The organism is Croceitalea dokdonensis DOKDO 023, assembly GCF_001306415.1.
GTDB lineage: Bacteria > Bacteroidota > Bacteroidia > Flavobacteriales > Flavobacteriaceae > Croceitalea > Croceitalea dokdonensis.
In genome coordinates, this window is record NZ_LDJX01000009.1 from 65,662 (window position 1) to 82,521 (window position 16,860).

Genomic DNA, 16,860 nt, shown 5'->3' on the forward strand with positions numbered 1-16,860 from the left:
CGTTGTCCATGTTTTTATCGTTACCTTGTTATCCCGTTAAACGGTATTCAAAAACCTAAAAACCAAAACCATGAAGGTAAAGTCAATACTATATTTAATCGTATTTATTTTTGTTGGTACCCTCACCGCCCAAAAAACAAAAAAAGCCGTGCTATCTGCTTTGGATGCCCAAACGGAACCCTATGGCGACATTGCCATGAACATATGGGATTGGGCAGAAATGGGCTATTTAGAAGAAAAGAGTAGTGCTTTATTGCAGAACACCTTAACGAACGAAGGTTTTGAAGTCACCCCGGGAATTGCTGGAATACCCACGGCGTTTATGGCAGAATTTAGTTCTGGCGGACCGGTTATTGCCATTTTAGGTGAGTTTGATGCCCTACCTGGGCTTTCCCAACAAGCCATACCAGAAAAGAAATCTGCTGGGAACGAAGCAGGGCACGCCTGCGGCCATCATCTATTTGGCACTGCCTCGGCCGCCGCTGCCGTGGCACTTAAAAATTGGTTGATGGAAACCGGTACCAAAGGAACGGTCCGTTTTTACGGCTGCCCAGCGGAAGAAGGCGGCGGAGCAAAAGTCTATATGGCCAGAGAAGGCGTTTTTAATGATGTTGATGTGGCTTTGCACTGGCACCCAAGTTCACAAAATGCGGCAAGTGCAGCGGCTGCCTTGGCCAATATTTCCGCAAAATTTAGGTTTTACGGCATCTCTGCACACGCCGCAGGTGCACCACAAATGGGGCGTTCTGCCCTTGATGGTGTGGAGGCAATGAACATGATGGTGAATATGATGAGGGAACATGTCCCGCAGGAAGCAAGAATTCATTACGTAATTACCGATGGCGGTAAAGCTCCCAATGTAGTGCCGGATTTTGCAGAGGTCTATTACTATGCACGCCACAATAGTAGGGAAGTGGTGCGCAACATTTTTGATAGAATAGTAAAGGCAGGTGAAGGAGCCGCACTCGGGACCGGAACCAAAATGGAATACGAGTTGGTCAACGGTGTCCATGAGCTCCTGCCCAATATCACCTTGCAGCAACTGGTTCATCAAAACCTTAGTGCTATCGGTGGCATCACCTACACCGCAGAAGAAACCGAGTTTGCCCAGAAAATAGCAGAAAGCCTTGGGCAGGAATCTTTAAATGCAAAGGTGGCTAAAGAAGTACAACCCTTTAAGGAAACCGCTAAGGCTTATGGTTCCACAGATGTTGGGGATGTTAGCTTTGTGGTGCCAACAGTAGGTTTTGGCGCGGCAACCTGGGTGCCCGGAACGCCGGCCCATAGTTGGCAGGCCGTTGCAGCGGGAGGAACTTCTATTGGAAAAAAAGGAATGATGGTGGCCGCCAAAACCTTAACAGCCACAGCAATGGACCTATTTAATAATCCGGACATCATTAATAAAGCCAAAATAGAATTTGAAGAACGCAGGGGCAAAGATTTTGCATATGAACCCTTACTTGGAGACAGACCACCAGCCCTAGATTATCGCAAATAAAGAGGGATTGCGGCTTGTCCCTAAAGGAGGGCAGCATTTTCATAGTTTGAGGCATTACCAGGCTGGGCTACCATACCTTTTCTAAGGTATTTGCGCAACAGCATTGGGTGTGGCAGGCAATTTCTAATTTCGATACCTTGTGATAAGCATATCCAGAAATACCACTTGTATTTCAAGATTAATGTAGCCTTTGGATTCCATTCCGCCAGTAAGCTCATCAACAAAGTTGCCGGGGGTACTAAAGGCTGGGGAATCGACCATTGACCGTCACCGGTATATTTAAAATCCATCGAATCCGTAGAAAGTATTCTTTTCAGCACGGATGCTGATGTGGATGTGATAAATGCTACTTCTTAGATTTTAACACTTAAAGCTAAGGTTGATGGTTAAGCTCCTAGGTCAGGGCAACAATAGCGTATATCCGGTAAATGGTGTATACCTAGTCATTAGCTTATCAAATTCTATGGTTTAGAAGAATTTTTATTTTAACTTTTTATCTTACATTCCTGTAACACTTTTGCATTTTTGTAGACTTACCTGATAAATCGCCTACCAACCTATTAGTGAACAAAGAACTAGAACATCAATTTGTGACGGAACTGGAGAGCAATCAGAATATTGTTCATAAAGTCTGTAGCCTGTATACCAATAATAGGGATGCGCACAACGATTTGTTCCAGGAAATTACGATTCAGTTGTGGAAGGCATATCCAAAATTTCGTGGAGAGGCAAAATTTAGCACTTGGATGTATCGGGTTGCGCTCAACACGGCCATTACCTTGTATCGAAAGTCTAAAAGAAGGATAAAGACACAGGATTATGAATCGGTTGTTTTTAAAATAAAGGCACAAGAGTATGATGATACGGAGGAGCGACAGTTACAATTAATGTACGATGCCGTAAAACAACTGGGAGATATAGACAAGGCCCTAGTGTTTCTGTATCTAGAAGATAAAAATTACACAGAAATTGCCGATACGTTGGGTATTTCTGAGGTAAATGCCCGGGTAAAGATGAACCGGATAAAGAACAAGTTAAGAACCATCTTAAATCCGTAAGCAATTATGATGGACGAATTGGAACTATTGAAAAGGGATTGGCAGCAGCAAGAGGCCAGCTTGCCCAAACTGAGCTATGACGAAATCTATAAAATGATCCGTAAAAAATCATCATCCATCGTAAAATGGATATTCTTGATCAGTATTATGGAATTTGGATTTTGGTTAATGATAACCGTTTTTGCCAGTAGCGATGAATTTCAACCATTGGAAAATTCCATTTGGGTAAATATCCTAAACGGTAGCTTGGAAATCATTCCGTTTGTGGTTATCGCTTATTTTAGTTATCGATTCTATCAAAACTACAAGCGCATCTCCGCAACGGATTCTGCAAGAAAATTGATGAAGAACATCTTAGACACCAGAAAGACCGTTATGCGGTATGTTTGGTTCAACATTGGGCTTTTTGCCATAATTATGTTAATCGTGCTTTTAGAGGTGTTGATACTCGATCCGCCACAAGAATTCACACAGAAAATAGCCACGGCAGATTCTGCAATTATGGCATGGTTTTTATTGGCTATCACCTTTATCTTTGTGATAGCTATCTTGGGGGGCTTGCTATGGCTCTTTTATCGCTTACTTTACGGCATCTTGTTAAAAAGCCTGAACACCAACTATAAAGAACTGAAAAAATTGGAAGTTTAATCCTTCTTTTTCTCCTTGTGGCTGTACCGTCGCTTTTGATGGTCTGCTTCATAGGCCGCCAGTTCTGATTCTGGTATTACATGAAGAAAAGAGGGGTGCTGTTCAATGGCATACTCAATTTTTTCCGTAATCTGTTCTATGGATTCATTCTCGTAATCTATCTCTAATGGCTCCTTAATTTGCATGGATTGTAGAATCCCCTTCTTTTTTATATAGAGGCCCTTTTTATCAAAAGACCTTCTAAAACCATCTATGACCACCGGAACCACAACGGGCTTATATTTTTTGATGATATGCGCCGTTCCCTTTCGTATCGGTTTCCAAGGTTTGGTGGTACCCTGCGGAAAGGTAATTACCCAACCATCATTTAAAGCTATCCCAATGTTGGAAATATCACTAAATTTTACCTGCCTGTTCACATCTTCCCCATCGGCCCGCCAGGTTCTTTCTATACTAATAGATCCGGCGTAAGCCAGAATTTTGGTAAGCATACTTTTTTTCATGGTTTCCTTGGCGGCGACATAATAGAAATTGAGCTTGGGGTTCCAGAGGTACCCCACATTTTTAATAGAATCGTCACGGCCCTTTAGACTAGCGTTAAACACATGGAACATGGCCACCACATCTGCAAAATAGGTTTGGTGGTTACTCACAAAAAGGACGTTTTTTTCAGGAAGACCGCGGATAACTTCTGAACCCTCTATCTGCAATTTATTGAACTGCTTGTACCTGGAATGCGTCATGATCCCAAGAATACGAATCAGCCACTTTTTTAAATACAGATTATGCCCAAAAGGATTCTTCTTAAAAATACCCATACCTTGGTTTAAGTGGCTAATTTACGAAATGAAGCTGTTTAAAAAAGCTTAGAACAGCTTTTGTAGCAGGTCTTTGATTTCGTTCAACATCATTGCCGTGGCGCCCCAAACGGTATAACCGTTTAGTTTAAAGGCCGGTACCAGTATATTCTGGGCGTATGAGGTGCTCAAACGTTGTTCAATAACGTTGTTTGGATTCATAAAATCCCTTAGATCTACCTCCACCAATGATTCTACCTCCTCTTCTTGAATTTTAAAGGGCTTGGGATTGGGGTACAACCCTAAAAAAGGGTATACCATAAAATTGCTTGGGGGTATATACACCTGTGTTAACGGCCTTACGACTGTAATGGCTTCTGCCCATGCCCCTACCTCCTCCTCTGTTTCCCTTAAGGCAGTTTCCTTTAGATCCTTATCGGACTTTTCCACTTTGCCTCCGGGAAAACCAATTTGATTGGAGTGTACGCCCTTATAGGTTTTTCTTAAAATCAGTAATAATTGGGTAGCCCCTGTTGTAGAAGGATAGAACAAGGCCATTACGGCAGCCTTTTTGGGGCTATTACCCAGTAACGGATTTTCTTTACGCATTATTTTGCGTAACTCCGGTTCCATTTTAAAATGGGATTTAGCTCCGGGCAATTCCAGATTTTCTACTTTTACAATCTGATTGGAAAAGGTTTTAAAATTCATGATTGGCAGAACAACGGCTTTAACAGCAAGTATACTACTAATTTTAATGACCTCCTGTGGTGATGCACCAAAAAAAAAGGCTGTTGTCACTGCCACAGACGATAAGGAAAGCACAATTGCAGATAGTACGTTAACTCTGGAAACAGACACACTGGAGACAAAAGAAGAGCCTTTTGTTCTTACTGAGGAAAACGCCATTGACTTCTTTTTTGATTATGCCAAAAAGGTGAAAGAAGACCGCGTAAAACTAACCACAAGCATGGGCAGCTTTACCATTAAGTTATATGACAACGTTCCTTACCATAAAGCAAACTTCATCTACCTGGCCAAAAAAGGATATTTTACCAATACCATGTTCCATAGGGTGGTGCCCAATTTTATCATTCAAGGTGGAAACTCCGATACAAGGGAAACAGGAAAAAAACGGGCAGAAATTGGCAGGTATCTTCTGCCGCCAGATACGCGCAAAGGGCATAAGCACCATAGGGGTACCATTTCCATGCCAAGCAGTGAACGGGACAATCCACACAAACTTGCCTCTCCCTACGAATTTTTTATCGTTGTCACCGATCCAGGTTCTTACCATCTGGATGGCAGTTATACGCCTTTTGGGCGGGTAATTGAGGGAATGGATGTAGTGGATAAAATAAACCAGGTAGAAGTGGACCAAGGAGACTGGCCCATGAGCAATATTTACATTTTAAAGGCAGAGGCTTTATTACCTTAAAATGTGATAACTCACAGATAAACTATCAGCTAACCAGCCAATCTTTTACTTAGCATTGTTATAAATATTGGGTAGACCAATTTTAAACCGTACCGCCAACAAGCGCAACAAAATAACCACTACAATAGCCAAAGCATAACCATACTGGGGCGGCATGGGCAATAAATGAAATAAAAAATAACTGAAACCACCTAAAATACAAGCCGTGGCATAAATTTCCTTTCTAAAGATCACAGGTATCTCATTACATAAAATATCGCGGATAACACCTCCAAAACAGGCAGTGATAGTCCCAAGGGTAACGCACATTACTGGTAAAAGACCGGCCTCTACCCCTTTCTCCACGCCAACTAAGGTGTAAAGTCCAATACCAATTGTGTCAAAAAGAAACAATGATTTCCTTAAGTACTTTAATTGATTGGAAAAGAGGATGGCAAAAATAACGGTAAGAATTACTACCATTAAATAAGTAGCATCCTGCATCCAGACCACAGGTGTATTTCCTATTAAAAAATCCCTAAGCGTACCGCCCCCAATGGCAGTAACAAAGGCAACAATAAACACCCCAAATAAATCCAGTCGCTTTTCCATGGCCACCAAAACCCCGGAAATGGCAAAGGCAATGGTACCCAAGATATCAATGGCAAGATAAAACATGGATTACAATTTTTGGGTATAGTAGTTATAATCCTTAATAACGGTATCTACAAAATCCACCGGACTCATGGTAGTAGAAATATCGGTCAGTTGTTTTATTTTGGTATCCAAGGATAAGATGACCTTATGGTGCCCATATTTTCTGGCATCATCATACAGTTGTTTTATGGTCTGGATTTCGCGGTCGCTAAAAACCGTCACTTGCGAAAAGGTAGGCTGGTAGTCATCGGCAATATCACGCAACAAGGTATCTGCCAAGGTAATTTTTTGTTTTTCACTGATTACCGTAGTCCCCGCTGCAATGTCCCCTATGCGTTGCCCATTACCGCGAATCAAAATCGTGAGGACCGCACCGCCACCAGTGGTAAGCACAACATCAATAATCCGTAACATCCAACGTACAAAATAATTGGCAAAACTGGGTTTGCTACCGTCAATTTTGACTACACGGAGCTTCATCAGGCTTTTGCCTATGGTTTTGCCATCTGTCAACGTTTCAACACCTACATAATACAAGAAGGCAGGCAAACTGGCAATCAAATAAATGGCCCAAGCATCTGCAAAATCCAACTCTAGGGAAACTAGCAACAAGATTACCAAAATGGTATAGGCAAAAATGACAAAACTGTCTATAAGGTAAGCCAACAAGCGATCTCCCAAATGCGCGGTATTTTGGCTAATACTTATATTTTGAGCCGTTTCTATTTGAAAATCATTCATATTTTAGTTTCTTTACCCTAAACACACAAAGTTAATGCGAGAGGCCGCTTTTGTAAAGCAAAATAAGGACAAATGGAGCACTTTTGAAAAAGCCTTAAAAAGTGGCAGGAACTTTGACCCAGATGCCCTTTCCGACCTTTATATTGAAATTACGGACCATCTTAGCTATGCCAACACGTTTTATCAGGGCAGCAATACCGCGCGTTATTTAAACGCATTGGCCTCACAGGCCCATCAAAAAATCTATAAAACAAAACGGGAATCCAAGAACCGTATTGTAAGCTTTTGGAAAACGGAATTTCCTACAATGTTCTACCAGCATAGGCGTGAACTGTTGATTGCCTTCCTGGTATTTGTTTTTTTTGCCTTGGTAGGAGCGTTCTCCTCTGCGAATGAAGGGGATTTTGTCCGTTCCATCCTAGGGGATGGCTATGTTAACATGACCCTTGATAATATTGAGAACAACAATCCCATGGCCGTATACAAGCAACAAGGGGAATTTAATATGTTTTTAGGGATTACCATCAACAATATTAAGGTGGCTGTGTTTGCATTTGCCTTTGGTATTTTTTTGGGTATAGGCACCTTGTATATCATGCTCAGAAACGGCATCATGTTGGGGAGCTTTCAATACTTTTTTTATGAAAAAGGGCTTCTTTGGGAATCTGCCAGAACCATCTGGATACATGGTACCATTGAAATTGCCGTTATTATCATCGCCGGTTGTGCTGGTTTGGTTTTGGCCAATGGGATACTGTTTCCTGGAACCTATACCCGCTTAGAATCTTTTAAAAGGGGTGTCAAGAACGGACTTAAAATTATGGTGAGTACTGTTCCCTTCTTTATTTTAGCCGGCTTTTTGGAAGGTTTTGTCACTAGACACACGGAAATGCCAGATTGGCTCGCCATTATCATCATCACAAACTCCCTTGCCCTTGTCCTATTTTATTACATCATCTATCCCTATCAATTAAACAAAAAGAAACAATATGCAACCCACCAACTTCATTGAATTTAAAAAACAACGGGAATTGGGAGAGATACTCTCGGACACCTTTGGTTTTCTTCGCTTGGAATTTAAACCTTTTTTTACGACACTTCTAAAGATTGTGGGGCCCTATTTGCTGATTTTATTGGTAGCGACCGGGTTTTACCTGTTCTCTTTTGGGGACTTGTTCAACATTGCCTTGGTTACCTCAGAAAACTCCTTGTTCTCACCCATCATCCTTATCATTTCCGGAGCCGTTCTTTTTATTAGTTCCATTATGGTTTATGCCGTGTCCTATGGTGGTGTACTTTTTTACATCAAAGAATACATAGATCATACTGGGACGGTAGAGTTCCAAAAGGTCAAAAAACAGGTCTACGCCAATTTTTGGTCTTTTATAGGGCTAGGGTTCTTGGTTGGTATCTCCTTGCTTGTAGGGTTTATGATGTGCCTTGTACCCGGGATTTACCTTGCTGTACCTTTAGGTATTTCATTCGCCATTATGGTGTTCCAAAATTTAAGTGCTACAGACTCCTATTCAGAAAGCTTTAGATTGGTAAAAGACAATTGGTGGAACACTTTTGCCGTATTTATAGTATTGTACATTGTGGTTTATGTTGCCTCATTGGCCTTTAGTTTGCCTACCGTGATTTACAGTTGGATCAGTATGGGCATTTTCTCCGGCGAATTTGATGCGGAAAGCATAAACGCCTTTACGGATCCGGTATACCTGCTTCTAAACCTGATTACGCGCATCGTACAGTTTTTAATGAACATCGTTCTTTTGGTGGCCTCAGCATTAATTTATTTTAACCTGAACGAAAAGAAAAACTTTACAGGTACTTTTGAACGTATAGACAACTTGGGGAAAACCACGGAAGAGTAAATGCCAAAAAAGCCCCTACTTTGTGTTGCCTTGCTATTTTGCCTAACTTCTTTAGGACAAAAGGATTCCCTTGCGGTAAAATATGATGATTCCCCTTTGGAAAAAGTAGACATAGAAAAAGAGGACATACAAGCCTTTTTGGATGATGAACGCTTTGATTATGAAATAGAAAAAGTAGACAACAGCTGGTGGGAAGACATTAAAAATTGGTTTTATAACCTGGTAAGACGGTTTTTTGAATGGATTTTTGGGGTGGATAGGGCCCCAGGCTATCTGGCCGTTTTTTTAAAGCTACTACCCTACCTTTTGCTCGGACTTTTACTCTATCTAATCATTAGATTCTTTATAAACGTTAACAGCAGAGCATTGCTAGATGCCAAGAAAAATGAAAACCTAGTATCCCTTTCCGAAGAGGAGCGCATTATAAAAACCGAAGATATTCATGGTTTGATACAGCAAGCGGTGGCAGATAAAAACTACCGCTTGGCCATACGGTACTATTACCTGTTGATTCTAAGACAACTTAGTGAGGGAGAGCATATTGACTGGAAACCACAAAAGACCAATGATGACTACCTTAACGAACTGGCCAATGAGCAATTAAAAACTGGATTTTCTAAGGTTACCTTGCTCTATGATTACATTTGGTATGGTGAATTTACCATTGAAAACATAGCTTATGAAAAAGCCGTAAACGTATTCACAACCCTGCAAAACCAAATAGGCCATGGTTAAAAAAGGAGGGGTTTATATCATTATCGCAATCATCACCGTAGGGTTGATATTGGCCGTGCAATACAGCAAACCCAAAGAGGTAAATTGGTTTCCTTCCTACGTGGCGCAACACAAAATACCCTTGGGCACCTATGTGGCCAATGAACTGCTCACCTCTTATTTTGGTGACAAGGTAAAGCAGGTACAGCAACCCCCATTTGAGTTTTTAACAAACAATACCGATGCAAAAGGCACCTACCTGCTTGTCAATGATAAGATTAATTTTGGGGATGCGGAAATGAAGGCTCTATTAAGTTGGGTTTCTAAAGGAAATACCTTGTTTGTCGCTTCAGGTGGTTTTGAACCCCAGTTATTGGATACCCTTAACCTAGACCAAATAAGCCTCTATAGCGGTGATGCCTTAGATCCGCTCTACTACCATCAGTTGGTGAATCCGGTCATAAAATCTTCCCCTGCGGTGTATGATAAGGATTATTACACGCTTTATTTTAATGAGTTGGACACTTTAAACACATCCATAGTCGGGGAGGTCCACGCCAAGTCTGATGACCTTACGGCCGCTGACAGAAAGGTAACCGTTGTTCGCCAAAAATTCGGTAGTGGCGAAATCTTGTTATCCCAATTTCCAGAGGCATTCACCAATTATTTTATACTAAAGGGAGACAATAGGGATTATACCTCAGGATTGTTCAGCTACTTAAAGACGGACAACACCTTGTACGTGGACAATCATCATAAATCCGGTAAGTCCTTCTTTACCTCCCCAATGTATATTTTTCTCAACACAAAAGAGTTTAAATGGGCCTATTATATGGTATTGATCGGCGCGGTGGTCTACATTATCTTTGAAGGAAAACGAAAGCAACGTGCCATCCCCGTGGTTACCCCGCTTAAAAACCAGACCTTGGCGTTTACCAAGACCATTGCAGACATGTATTATGAAACCGGGCAGCAAAAAGAAATTGCCAAACACAAGGTTGCCCAGTTTCTAGATTACATAAGAACCCGTTTTTACCTAAATACTGAGGAGTTGGACCAGGCATTTTTTCATAGCCTAGCCTCTAGAAGTAACCACACGACTGAAGAAATTAAAGGGCTGTTTCAATTTTTACAACAAATTGGTTCCCAGCAGCAGCTAAGCGATAGTCAATTACAGGTATTGAACAAAAAAATAGAAGAATTTAAAGCAAAAGTAGATGGAAAATAATGATTTAAACTTTGATAACCGAATACCCCTGGAAGAGCTTAAAAACACGGTTGATGCTATTGGAAAAGAACTGTCCAAAGTTATCGTTGGCCAGCAGAATTTTATAGATTTATTGATTGCATCGCTGTTTGTAAACGGTCATGTTTTGATAGAAGGGGTGCCGGGAATCGCAAAAACCATTACGGCCAAACTATTTGCCAAAACCTTAAAAACAGATTTTAGCCGCATACAGTTTACCCCAGATTTAATGCCCAGTGATATTTTGGGCACCTCCATATTCAACGTAAAAACTTCTGAGTTCGAGTTTAAAAAAGGCCCTATTTTTTCCAATGTCATTTTAATAGATGAAATTAACAGGGCGCCGGCAAAAACACAGGCCGCCCTTTTTGAAACTATGGAAGAACGCCAAGCGACCGTAGACGGCACCACTTATAAAATGGCGGAACCCTTTATGGTGTTGGCCACACAGAACCCCATTGAACAAGAAGGAACATATGCTCTTCCAGAGGCCCAACTAGACCGTTTTTTGTTTAAGATCAAGGTGGATTATCCATCCGTAGAAGAGGAAGTAAAGATTATTCAGACCCATCACGAGCGTAAATCGGGGAATCCATCTGATAGCATTAAACCGGTTTTATTGCCTAAAAAATTAAAGGAATTTAAAAACATTATCCATGATGTTATTGTAGAGGAGAAAATCTTTAAATATATCGCTGAAATCATTTCAAAGACCAGAAACCATCCGCATCTCTATCTTGGGGCATCGCCACGGGCCTCTATTGCCGCCATGCAATGTGCAAAGGCATTTGCTGCTATTAAAGGACGTGATTTTGTGACTCCAGAAGACGTAAAAAAAGCGTTGGTTCCCATTCTTAACCATAGGGTCATTCTAACCCCAGAACGCGAAATGGAAGGTATAACCACGGAAAGCGTGATAAAAATGATCGCTGAGTCCGTAGAAATACCAAGGTAAATGCAACAGTTTTTCAGGTCATTTTATGTACATAATACCTTTTTTAGGTTTCTGGCGGTAATAGCCGCTTGTTTTGTGCTATCCTATTGGTTGACCTGGTTGTACCCCATTGCATGGCTGGCGTTTTATATTTTAATGGCGATGTTTCTCCTAGATTGTTATTTACTGTACGCCAATGTCAATAAAATCAAAGCAAAACGAAAATTACCCCAAAAGCTTTCCAATAGCGATTACAATCAAATTTCTATTGAGGTAAGTTCTGGTTATCCCTTTAAAACCAGCGTTGCCATTATAGATGAGCTTCCCGTTCAATTTCAAAAGCGGGATTTTCTCTTCACGAAAAAATTGTCCAAAAACCAAACTGCAGTGCACACCTACTCCCTAAGACCAGTGGAACGGGGCGAATATGTCTTTGGTTTTCTTAATGTTTTTGCCTCATCACCTTTACAACTCGTAAAAAAACGGTTTCGGTTTTTTAAGGATGAGATGGTACCTGTATACCCTTCCATTATACAGATGCAACAGTATGATTTTTTGGCCATCAGCAATCAACTAACCCAAATAGGCCTTAAGAAAATTAGACGAATTGGCCATACCCAGGAATTTGAACAAATTAAAGAGTATGTTGAGGGTGATGATATTAGGACCATTAACTGGAAGGCCACAGCAAAACGGAATGCCCTCATGGTGAACCAGTTCCAAGATGAAAAATCACAGCCTATTTATTCCATCATTGACACCGGCCGTGTTATGAAAATGCCCTTTGACGGGCTTAAACTGTTAGATTATGCCATTAATTCTACCTTAGCTTTTTCTAATGTTGCGCTAAAACGAAACGATAAAACGGGAATGGTGACTTTTTCCAAAAAAATTGGGACCTATCTTCCTGCAATCCAAAAAATCACCCATCTGAACACCATTTTGGAAAAACTCTACAGCATCAACACGGCATTTACGGACTCTGATTTTGGCTTGTTGTATGCGCATGTTAAGCGCAAAATCAACCATCGGAGCCTTTTGTTGCTGTATACCAATTTTGAACATATTTCTGCCTTACAACGGCAGCTGCCCTATCTCATCGCCTTGGCAAAAAAACATGTCCTTGTAGTCATCTTTTTTGAAAATACAGAGTTGGAAGCATTGGTGCACGGAGATGCTGAGGATGTACAGGCCATCTATCACAAAACCATAGCGGAAAAATTTTCCATGGAAAAAAGGACCATGCAAAAAATATTGCAACAGTATGGGATACAGACCATATTGACCAAACCTGAATCCTTAACCGTCAACACCATCAATAAATATTTGGAAATTAAAGCTAGGGGGCTGTTGTAAACCATATAGTGGTTTAAACCTTTCTCGATTGAAGCAAAACTTTAAGGAATCAAGCGCAGAAGAAGACTATTGTGGGTTGCATAGCACGGCTACGAGCAAGAAAAGGACAAAAAATGGGGGTAATGCTGCCATTTTTTAGCCAATTTAAAAAAGCTCAACCGATTTCAATAATTGGATACCACAGAACAAACTTAAAAAGTACTTTTCTCGGCTATTTCACCAACGTATACCCCTGTGGAAAAGCTAATTCTGATAAGGTGGGCAATCGTTGTAACTCCTTAAAATAGTAGTCTAGTTCCGTTACGGTCTTATTTAGTTCTAAAGATTGGGCGGTCTCTTTGCTGAGTTGTCTTTTTTTATTTCTCTTGTGATCGGTAAAAATGTCTATGGTCACCCCCACACTGGCCCCACCCAATATAGTGGCCAACAGATCATCGTTATCCCAGCCATTTTCCCGCTGGCTGGCATCTACGGCTTCTTTTCCAAGTCCGATTAGGGTACTACCGCCTATAGCTCCTGCAAAGGTCCACCAACGGTTGCCCTTGGATATTTGTTTGGCAATACCAGCTCCAGCCAGTCCGTAGAGATTACCGCCGATAAAATGGAGTGCTTTATCTCTTTCAATTTGCCCAGAAACCGTGGATAAGGTACCAAGTAGTGCTACAGTGCAGAATATTTTTTTCATAGGATTCACAAAAATAAACAACCTAAGTTCAGACCCAAACCGGTTTGTACAATAATTACCGTGCTCCTATCCTAAGTTCCTATAATTGTTTGCCGTTACAGGCCGGACTGCTTATCCCATAAAAAATGTTTTTAAATACTTTTCACTAATAATAACTATCTAGAAAAACTACAAAATCCATTATCTTAGAAAAAATTTGTCCATGCAATCCCGCCTATTCCCAGTGAACCTTCTTATGCTCCTTTGCTCCTTAGTATGTATTATGGGCTGTGCAGATACCTCATCCCCAAATAACAAGCATCACCGATCTTGGGAGGTCTACCTAGGTGGGCCAGGGAGAAACCACTATAGTACGCTTTCTGAAATTACCCCGGAAAATCTGCACAGGCTGCGGATGGTATGGAGCTACTCGGCACCGGATATTGGCCAGATGCAGATGAACCCGATTGTAGTGGATACAATCCTATACGGGGTTACCTCGGCTCTAAGGGTAGTCGCGTTACACGCCGCCACGGGAAAGGAACTTTGGACCTTTGGTGACACCCTCAATGCTTGGCATTCCACCAGTCGCGGTGTGGCATATTGGGAAAAGGGCAGAGACCGCAGGATTTTCTACACAATGGGCTCGGAACTATTTGCCTTGGATGCCCAGACCGGTAAGCCCATTCTTACTTTTGGTATGGATGGAAAAATAGACATGCGTGCCGGCCTGCCACCAAATGCCCGAGAAAAATTTTTGGTTTCCAACACACCGGGGACCATCTACAAAGACCTTATTATCATGCCAACACGGGTTTCCGAAAATCTAGGGGCGGCACCCGGCGACATCATGGCGTTCAGCGTCTTAACGGGCAAACCTGTTTGGACGTTTAAAACCATTCCCGAAGAAGAACAAAAAGGAAGTCAAACTTGGGGGGATACACAAGTACGCCAAAAGGGTTTAATCGGGGCTGCTAACAGCTGGGCCGGCATGGCCTTGGATGAGACTACGGAAACACTGTTTGTTCCAACAGGTTCAGCCGCGCCAGATTTTGACGGCAGCCAAAGGCCTGGGTCTAATTTATACGCAAATTGCCTTTTGGCCTTGGATGCCAACAAAGGCACCCTTAAATGGCATTTTCAATTCACCCATCACGATCTCTGGGATCGTGATCCCCCTGCCCCACCAAATTTATTGAACGTTACCCGCAATGGAGCGCAAATAGCAGCGGTGGCCCAGGTAACCAAACAAGGCTATGTTTTTGTTTTTGACCGAAATACTGGAGAATCCTTGTTTGAAATCAAGGAAACACCAGTACCAAATTCCACGCTGGAAGGCCAACGTGCCTGGCCAACCCAACCTATACCCACCAAGCCAAAACCATTTGCCAGGTTGGCAAAGGATATCACGGTGGCAGCAATTAGTCCGTACGCTGAAAACCCAGAGGACATTGCCGCCATCATAGAAACAAGTAACAAAAATGAATACGCTCCCCCAGGACTTGACCCAGTGCTCTTACTTCCAGGTTATGACGGTGGGGCGGAATGGGGCGGTGCGGCGGCTGACCCAGATGATGGTATATTGTATGTCAATTCCAACGAAATGCCCTGGATATTGCAGATGATGCAAAATACGGACTTACCGGAAGCTAAAAGCCTTGGAGAAAAGCTTTATCAGGTGAACTGTACCTCCTGCCATCAAAGTAACCTAAAAGGGATGCCCCAAAGTGGATTTCCGGCCATAAATGCGCTTCCAGGATATTTGACCAAAGCGGAAACCATGTCCATAATCACCAACGGAAAGGGAATGATGCCCGGCTTTCCTGAGTTGACGGCTAAAGAGACAGATGCACTACTTCAATTTTTATACAGGGAGGAAGCAACGGTACATTCCATTGGTGCAGAAGCTAATTCTGATAGCACGCAAAGACCTAAATACAAACACACAGGTTATCACAAATTTCTGGATTCCAAAGCTCTTCCCGCGATTTCCCCGCCATGGGGAACCTTACATGCCATTGACCTAAATACGGGGGATTACCGTTGGTCCGTTACCTTAGGGGATACCCCAAGCCTCAGGGCCAAAGGACATCCACCAACCGGCTGTGAAAATTATGGCGGTCCGGTAGTGACCCAGAACGGTTTACTTTTTATTGCTGGCACCAAGGATGGGTATTTCAGGATTTTTAACAAACATACCGGTGAGCTGCTTTGGGACTATCAACTTCCGGCTGCGTCTTTTGCTACTCCTGCCATGTACCAAGTTAATGGAAAACAATATATCGCACTGGCCTGCGGAGGTGAAAAGCTGGGAACAAAACCGGGAAACCAAATCGTGGCGTTTGCCTTGGAATAATGTTATGGCCGATATTATTTTTGCACTAGGTTACCATAGGCACAATTATCGTACCCTAAAACAAGCTTCATAAGTCCTTTAACTTTGCCTAATTTTACGCCGTGCAGTTATCCAAAACCATTAGTAGCAGCAAAAATCCCTTGGTAAAGCAAATTCTCTTGCTTAAAGAAAAATCCAGGGAACGCAAAAAAACGGGATTATTCGTCATAGAAGGCCTACGTGAATTGACATTGGCCCAAAAAGGGTCTTATGACATTGTTTCTCTATTACTTTGTGAAGAATTGTTCACAGGTGACCCCAGTTTGCATATAGATGCCAAATCCATTACCCTGGTCACCAAGGCCGTTTACCAGAAAGTTGCCCATCGTGATAGCACGGAGGGTATCCTTGCAATAGCCAAAACTAAGGAACACCATCTTAATGAAATTAGATTTGCAACCAAAACCCCTTTAATCCTTGTCGCGGAAGCACCGGAAAAACCAGGGAATATTGGGGCATTACTGCGAACCGCAGATGCTGCTAACCTGGACGCCGTGCTCATTGCCAATCCAAAAACGGACCTGTACAATCCCAACATCATAAGATCAAGTGTGGGCTGTGTTTTCACCACTCAAATAGGCATGGGAAGCACGGCGGACATCATTGGTTTTTTAAAAGCAAAAAAAATAGCGATATACTGTGCGGCACTTACCGCATCAAAAAACTATCTTAAATTGGATTACACAAAAGCTACGGCTCTTGTTGTTGGTACGGAATCTACGGGGCTTTCCTCCATTTGGTTAAACAATGCCCACCATAACCTTATCATTCCTATGGAAGGTGAAATAGATTCCATGAACGTATCCGTATCCGCTGCAATACTTATATTTGAGGCCAAACGCCAAAGGTATTTATAACGCT

At 42.0% G+C, this 16,860-nt stretch carries 18 protein-coding genes; 12 read left to right on the forward strand and 6 right to left on the reverse strand.

Annotated features, from left to right (window positions below; all coding sequences use genetic code 11):
- Window positions 1-70: 70 nt before the first annotated feature.
- Window positions 71-1,498, forward strand: a complete 1,428-nt coding sequence (locus I595_RS15830; RefSeq protein WP_054560429.1) for an amidohydrolase — start codon at window positions 71-73, stop codon at window positions 1,496-1,498.
- 123 nt (window positions 1,499-1,621) lie between these two features.
- Here I595_RS15830 and I595_RS17470 read toward each other — a convergent pair whose 3' ends face one another.
- Window positions 1,622-1,759, reverse strand: coding sequence for a hypothetical protein (locus I595_RS17470; protein ID WP_157449784.1), 138 nt, complete (start codon window positions 1,757-1,759; stop codon window positions 1,622-1,624).
- A 302-nt stretch (window positions 1,760-2,061) separates the two neighbouring features.
- On the opposite strand from I595_RS17470, the gene I595_RS15835 reads away from it, so the two are divergent.
- Window positions 2,062-2,556 (forward strand): RNA polymerase sigma factor, encoded by a 495-nt coding sequence (locus I595_RS15835; RefSeq protein WP_054560430.1) that lies wholly within the window; start codon window positions 2,062-2,064, stop codon window positions 2,554-2,556.
- Between the two features lie 9 nt (window positions 2,557-2,565).
- On the forward strand, window positions 2,566-3,204 hold the full coding sequence (locus I595_RS15840; RefSeq protein WP_083467648.1) for a hypothetical protein: 639 nt from the start codon (window positions 2,566-2,568) through the stop codon (window positions 3,202-3,204).
- Here I595_RS15840 and I595_RS15845 read toward each other — a convergent pair.
- Both I595_RS15845 and I595_RS15850 read right to left on the reverse strand, forming a co-directional pair.
- On the reverse strand, window positions 3,201-4,022 hold the full coding sequence (locus I595_RS15845; protein ID WP_054560432.1) for a lysophospholipid acyltransferase family protein: 822 nt from the start codon (window positions 4,020-4,022) through the stop codon (window positions 3,201-3,203). The two genes, I595_RS15840 and I595_RS15845, sit on opposite strands and share 4 nt — an antisense overlap.
- Window positions 4,023-4,070: 48 nt before the next feature.
- Complete coding sequence (locus I595_RS15850; RefSeq protein ID WP_054560433.1) at window positions 4,071-4,712, reverse strand: NUDIX hydrolase; 642 nt, start codon at window positions 4,710-4,712, stop codon at window positions 4,071-4,073.
- Here I595_RS15850 and I595_RS15855 point away from each other — a divergent pair.
- The gene (locus I595_RS15855; RefSeq protein ID WP_054560434.1) at window positions 4,711-5,439 is read left to right on the forward strand and encodes a peptidylprolyl isomerase; all 729 of its coding nucleotides are present in this window, start codon (window positions 4,711-4,713) and stop codon (window positions 5,437-5,439) included. The two genes, I595_RS15850 and I595_RS15855, sit on opposite strands and share 2 nt — an antisense overlap.
- 45 nt (window positions 5,440-5,484) lie before the next feature.
- On the opposite strand, the gene I595_RS15860 is transcribed toward I595_RS15855, so the two are convergent.
- Together I595_RS15860 and I595_RS15865 are read right to left on the reverse strand one after the other, a co-directional pair.
- A complete protein-coding gene (locus I595_RS15860; protein ID WP_054560435.1) occupies window positions 5,485-6,096 on the reverse strand; it encodes a trimeric intracellular cation channel family protein in 612 nt (203 codons plus the stop codon).
- Between the two features lie 3 nt (window positions 6,097-6,099).
- A complete protein-coding gene (locus tag I595_RS15865) occupies window positions 6,100-6,816 on the reverse strand; it encodes an RDD family protein (protein WP_054560436.1) in 717 nt (238 codons plus the stop codon).
- Between the two features lie 34 nt (window positions 6,817-6,850).
- Between I595_RS15865 and I595_RS15870 the strand changes: the two genes are divergently transcribed.
- From I595_RS15870 to I595_RS15895, 6 genes are read left to right on the forward strand one after another with little or no spacing between them, the layout of a single operon-like run.
- The gene (locus I595_RS15870) at window positions 6,851-7,828 is read left to right on the forward strand and encodes a stage II sporulation protein M (RefSeq protein ID WP_054560437.1); all 978 of its coding nucleotides are present in this window, start codon (window positions 6,851-6,853) and stop codon (window positions 7,826-7,828) included.
- Window positions 7,806-8,690, forward strand: a complete 885-nt coding sequence (locus I595_RS15875) for a hypothetical protein (protein WP_054560438.1) — start codon at window positions 7,806-7,808, stop codon at window positions 8,688-8,690. Before I595_RS15870 ends, I595_RS15875 begins: the two co-directional genes overlap by 23 nt.
- Complete coding sequence (locus tag I595_RS15880) at window positions 8,691-9,425, forward strand: DUF4129 domain-containing protein (protein WP_054560439.1); 735 nt, start codon at window positions 8,691-8,693, stop codon at window positions 9,423-9,425.
- A complete protein-coding gene (locus tag I595_RS15885) occupies window positions 9,418-10,632 on the forward strand; it encodes a DUF4350 domain-containing protein (RefSeq protein WP_054560440.1) in 1,215 nt (404 codons plus the stop codon). Before I595_RS15880 ends, I595_RS15885 begins: the two co-directional genes overlap by 8 nt.
- Window positions 10,622-11,605: an AAA family ATPase gene (locus I595_RS15890; protein ID WP_054560441.1), complete on the forward strand. Its 984-nt coding sequence runs from the start codon at window positions 10,622-10,624 to the stop codon at window positions 11,603-11,605. Before I595_RS15885 ends, I595_RS15890 begins: the two co-directional genes overlap by 11 nt.
- A complete protein-coding gene (locus I595_RS15895; protein WP_054560442.1) occupies window positions 11,606-12,940 on the forward strand; it encodes a DUF58 domain-containing protein in 1,335 nt (444 codons plus the stop codon). It begins immediately after the preceding gene.
- A gap of 211 nt (window positions 12,941-13,151) precedes the next feature.
- Here I595_RS15895 and I595_RS15900 read toward each other — a convergent pair whose 3' ends face one another.
- Window positions 13,152-13,625 carry a hypothetical protein gene (locus tag I595_RS15900; RefSeq protein ID WP_176564523.1) on the reverse strand — a complete coding sequence of 158 codons (474 nt, stop codon included), beginning with the start codon at window positions 13,623-13,625 and terminating at the stop codon, window positions 13,152-13,154.
- 202 nt (window positions 13,626-13,827) lie between these two features.
- Here I595_RS15900 and I595_RS15905 point away from each other — a divergent pair, with 202 nt between their 5' ends.
- Together I595_RS15905 and I595_RS15910 are read left to right on the forward strand one after the other, a co-directional pair.
- Window positions 13,828-15,960 carry an outer membrane protein assembly factor BamB family protein gene (locus I595_RS15905; protein ID WP_054560443.1) on the forward strand — a complete coding sequence of 711 codons (2,133 nt, stop codon included), beginning with the start codon at window positions 13,828-13,830 and terminating at the stop codon, window positions 15,958-15,960.
- Window positions 15,961-16,061: 101 nt separating this feature from the next.
- Window positions 16,062-16,856, forward strand: coding sequence for a TrmH family RNA methyltransferase (locus I595_RS15910; RefSeq protein ID WP_054560444.1), 795 nt, complete (start codon window positions 16,062-16,064; stop codon window positions 16,854-16,856).
- Window positions 16,857-16,860 lie beyond the last annotated feature (4 nt).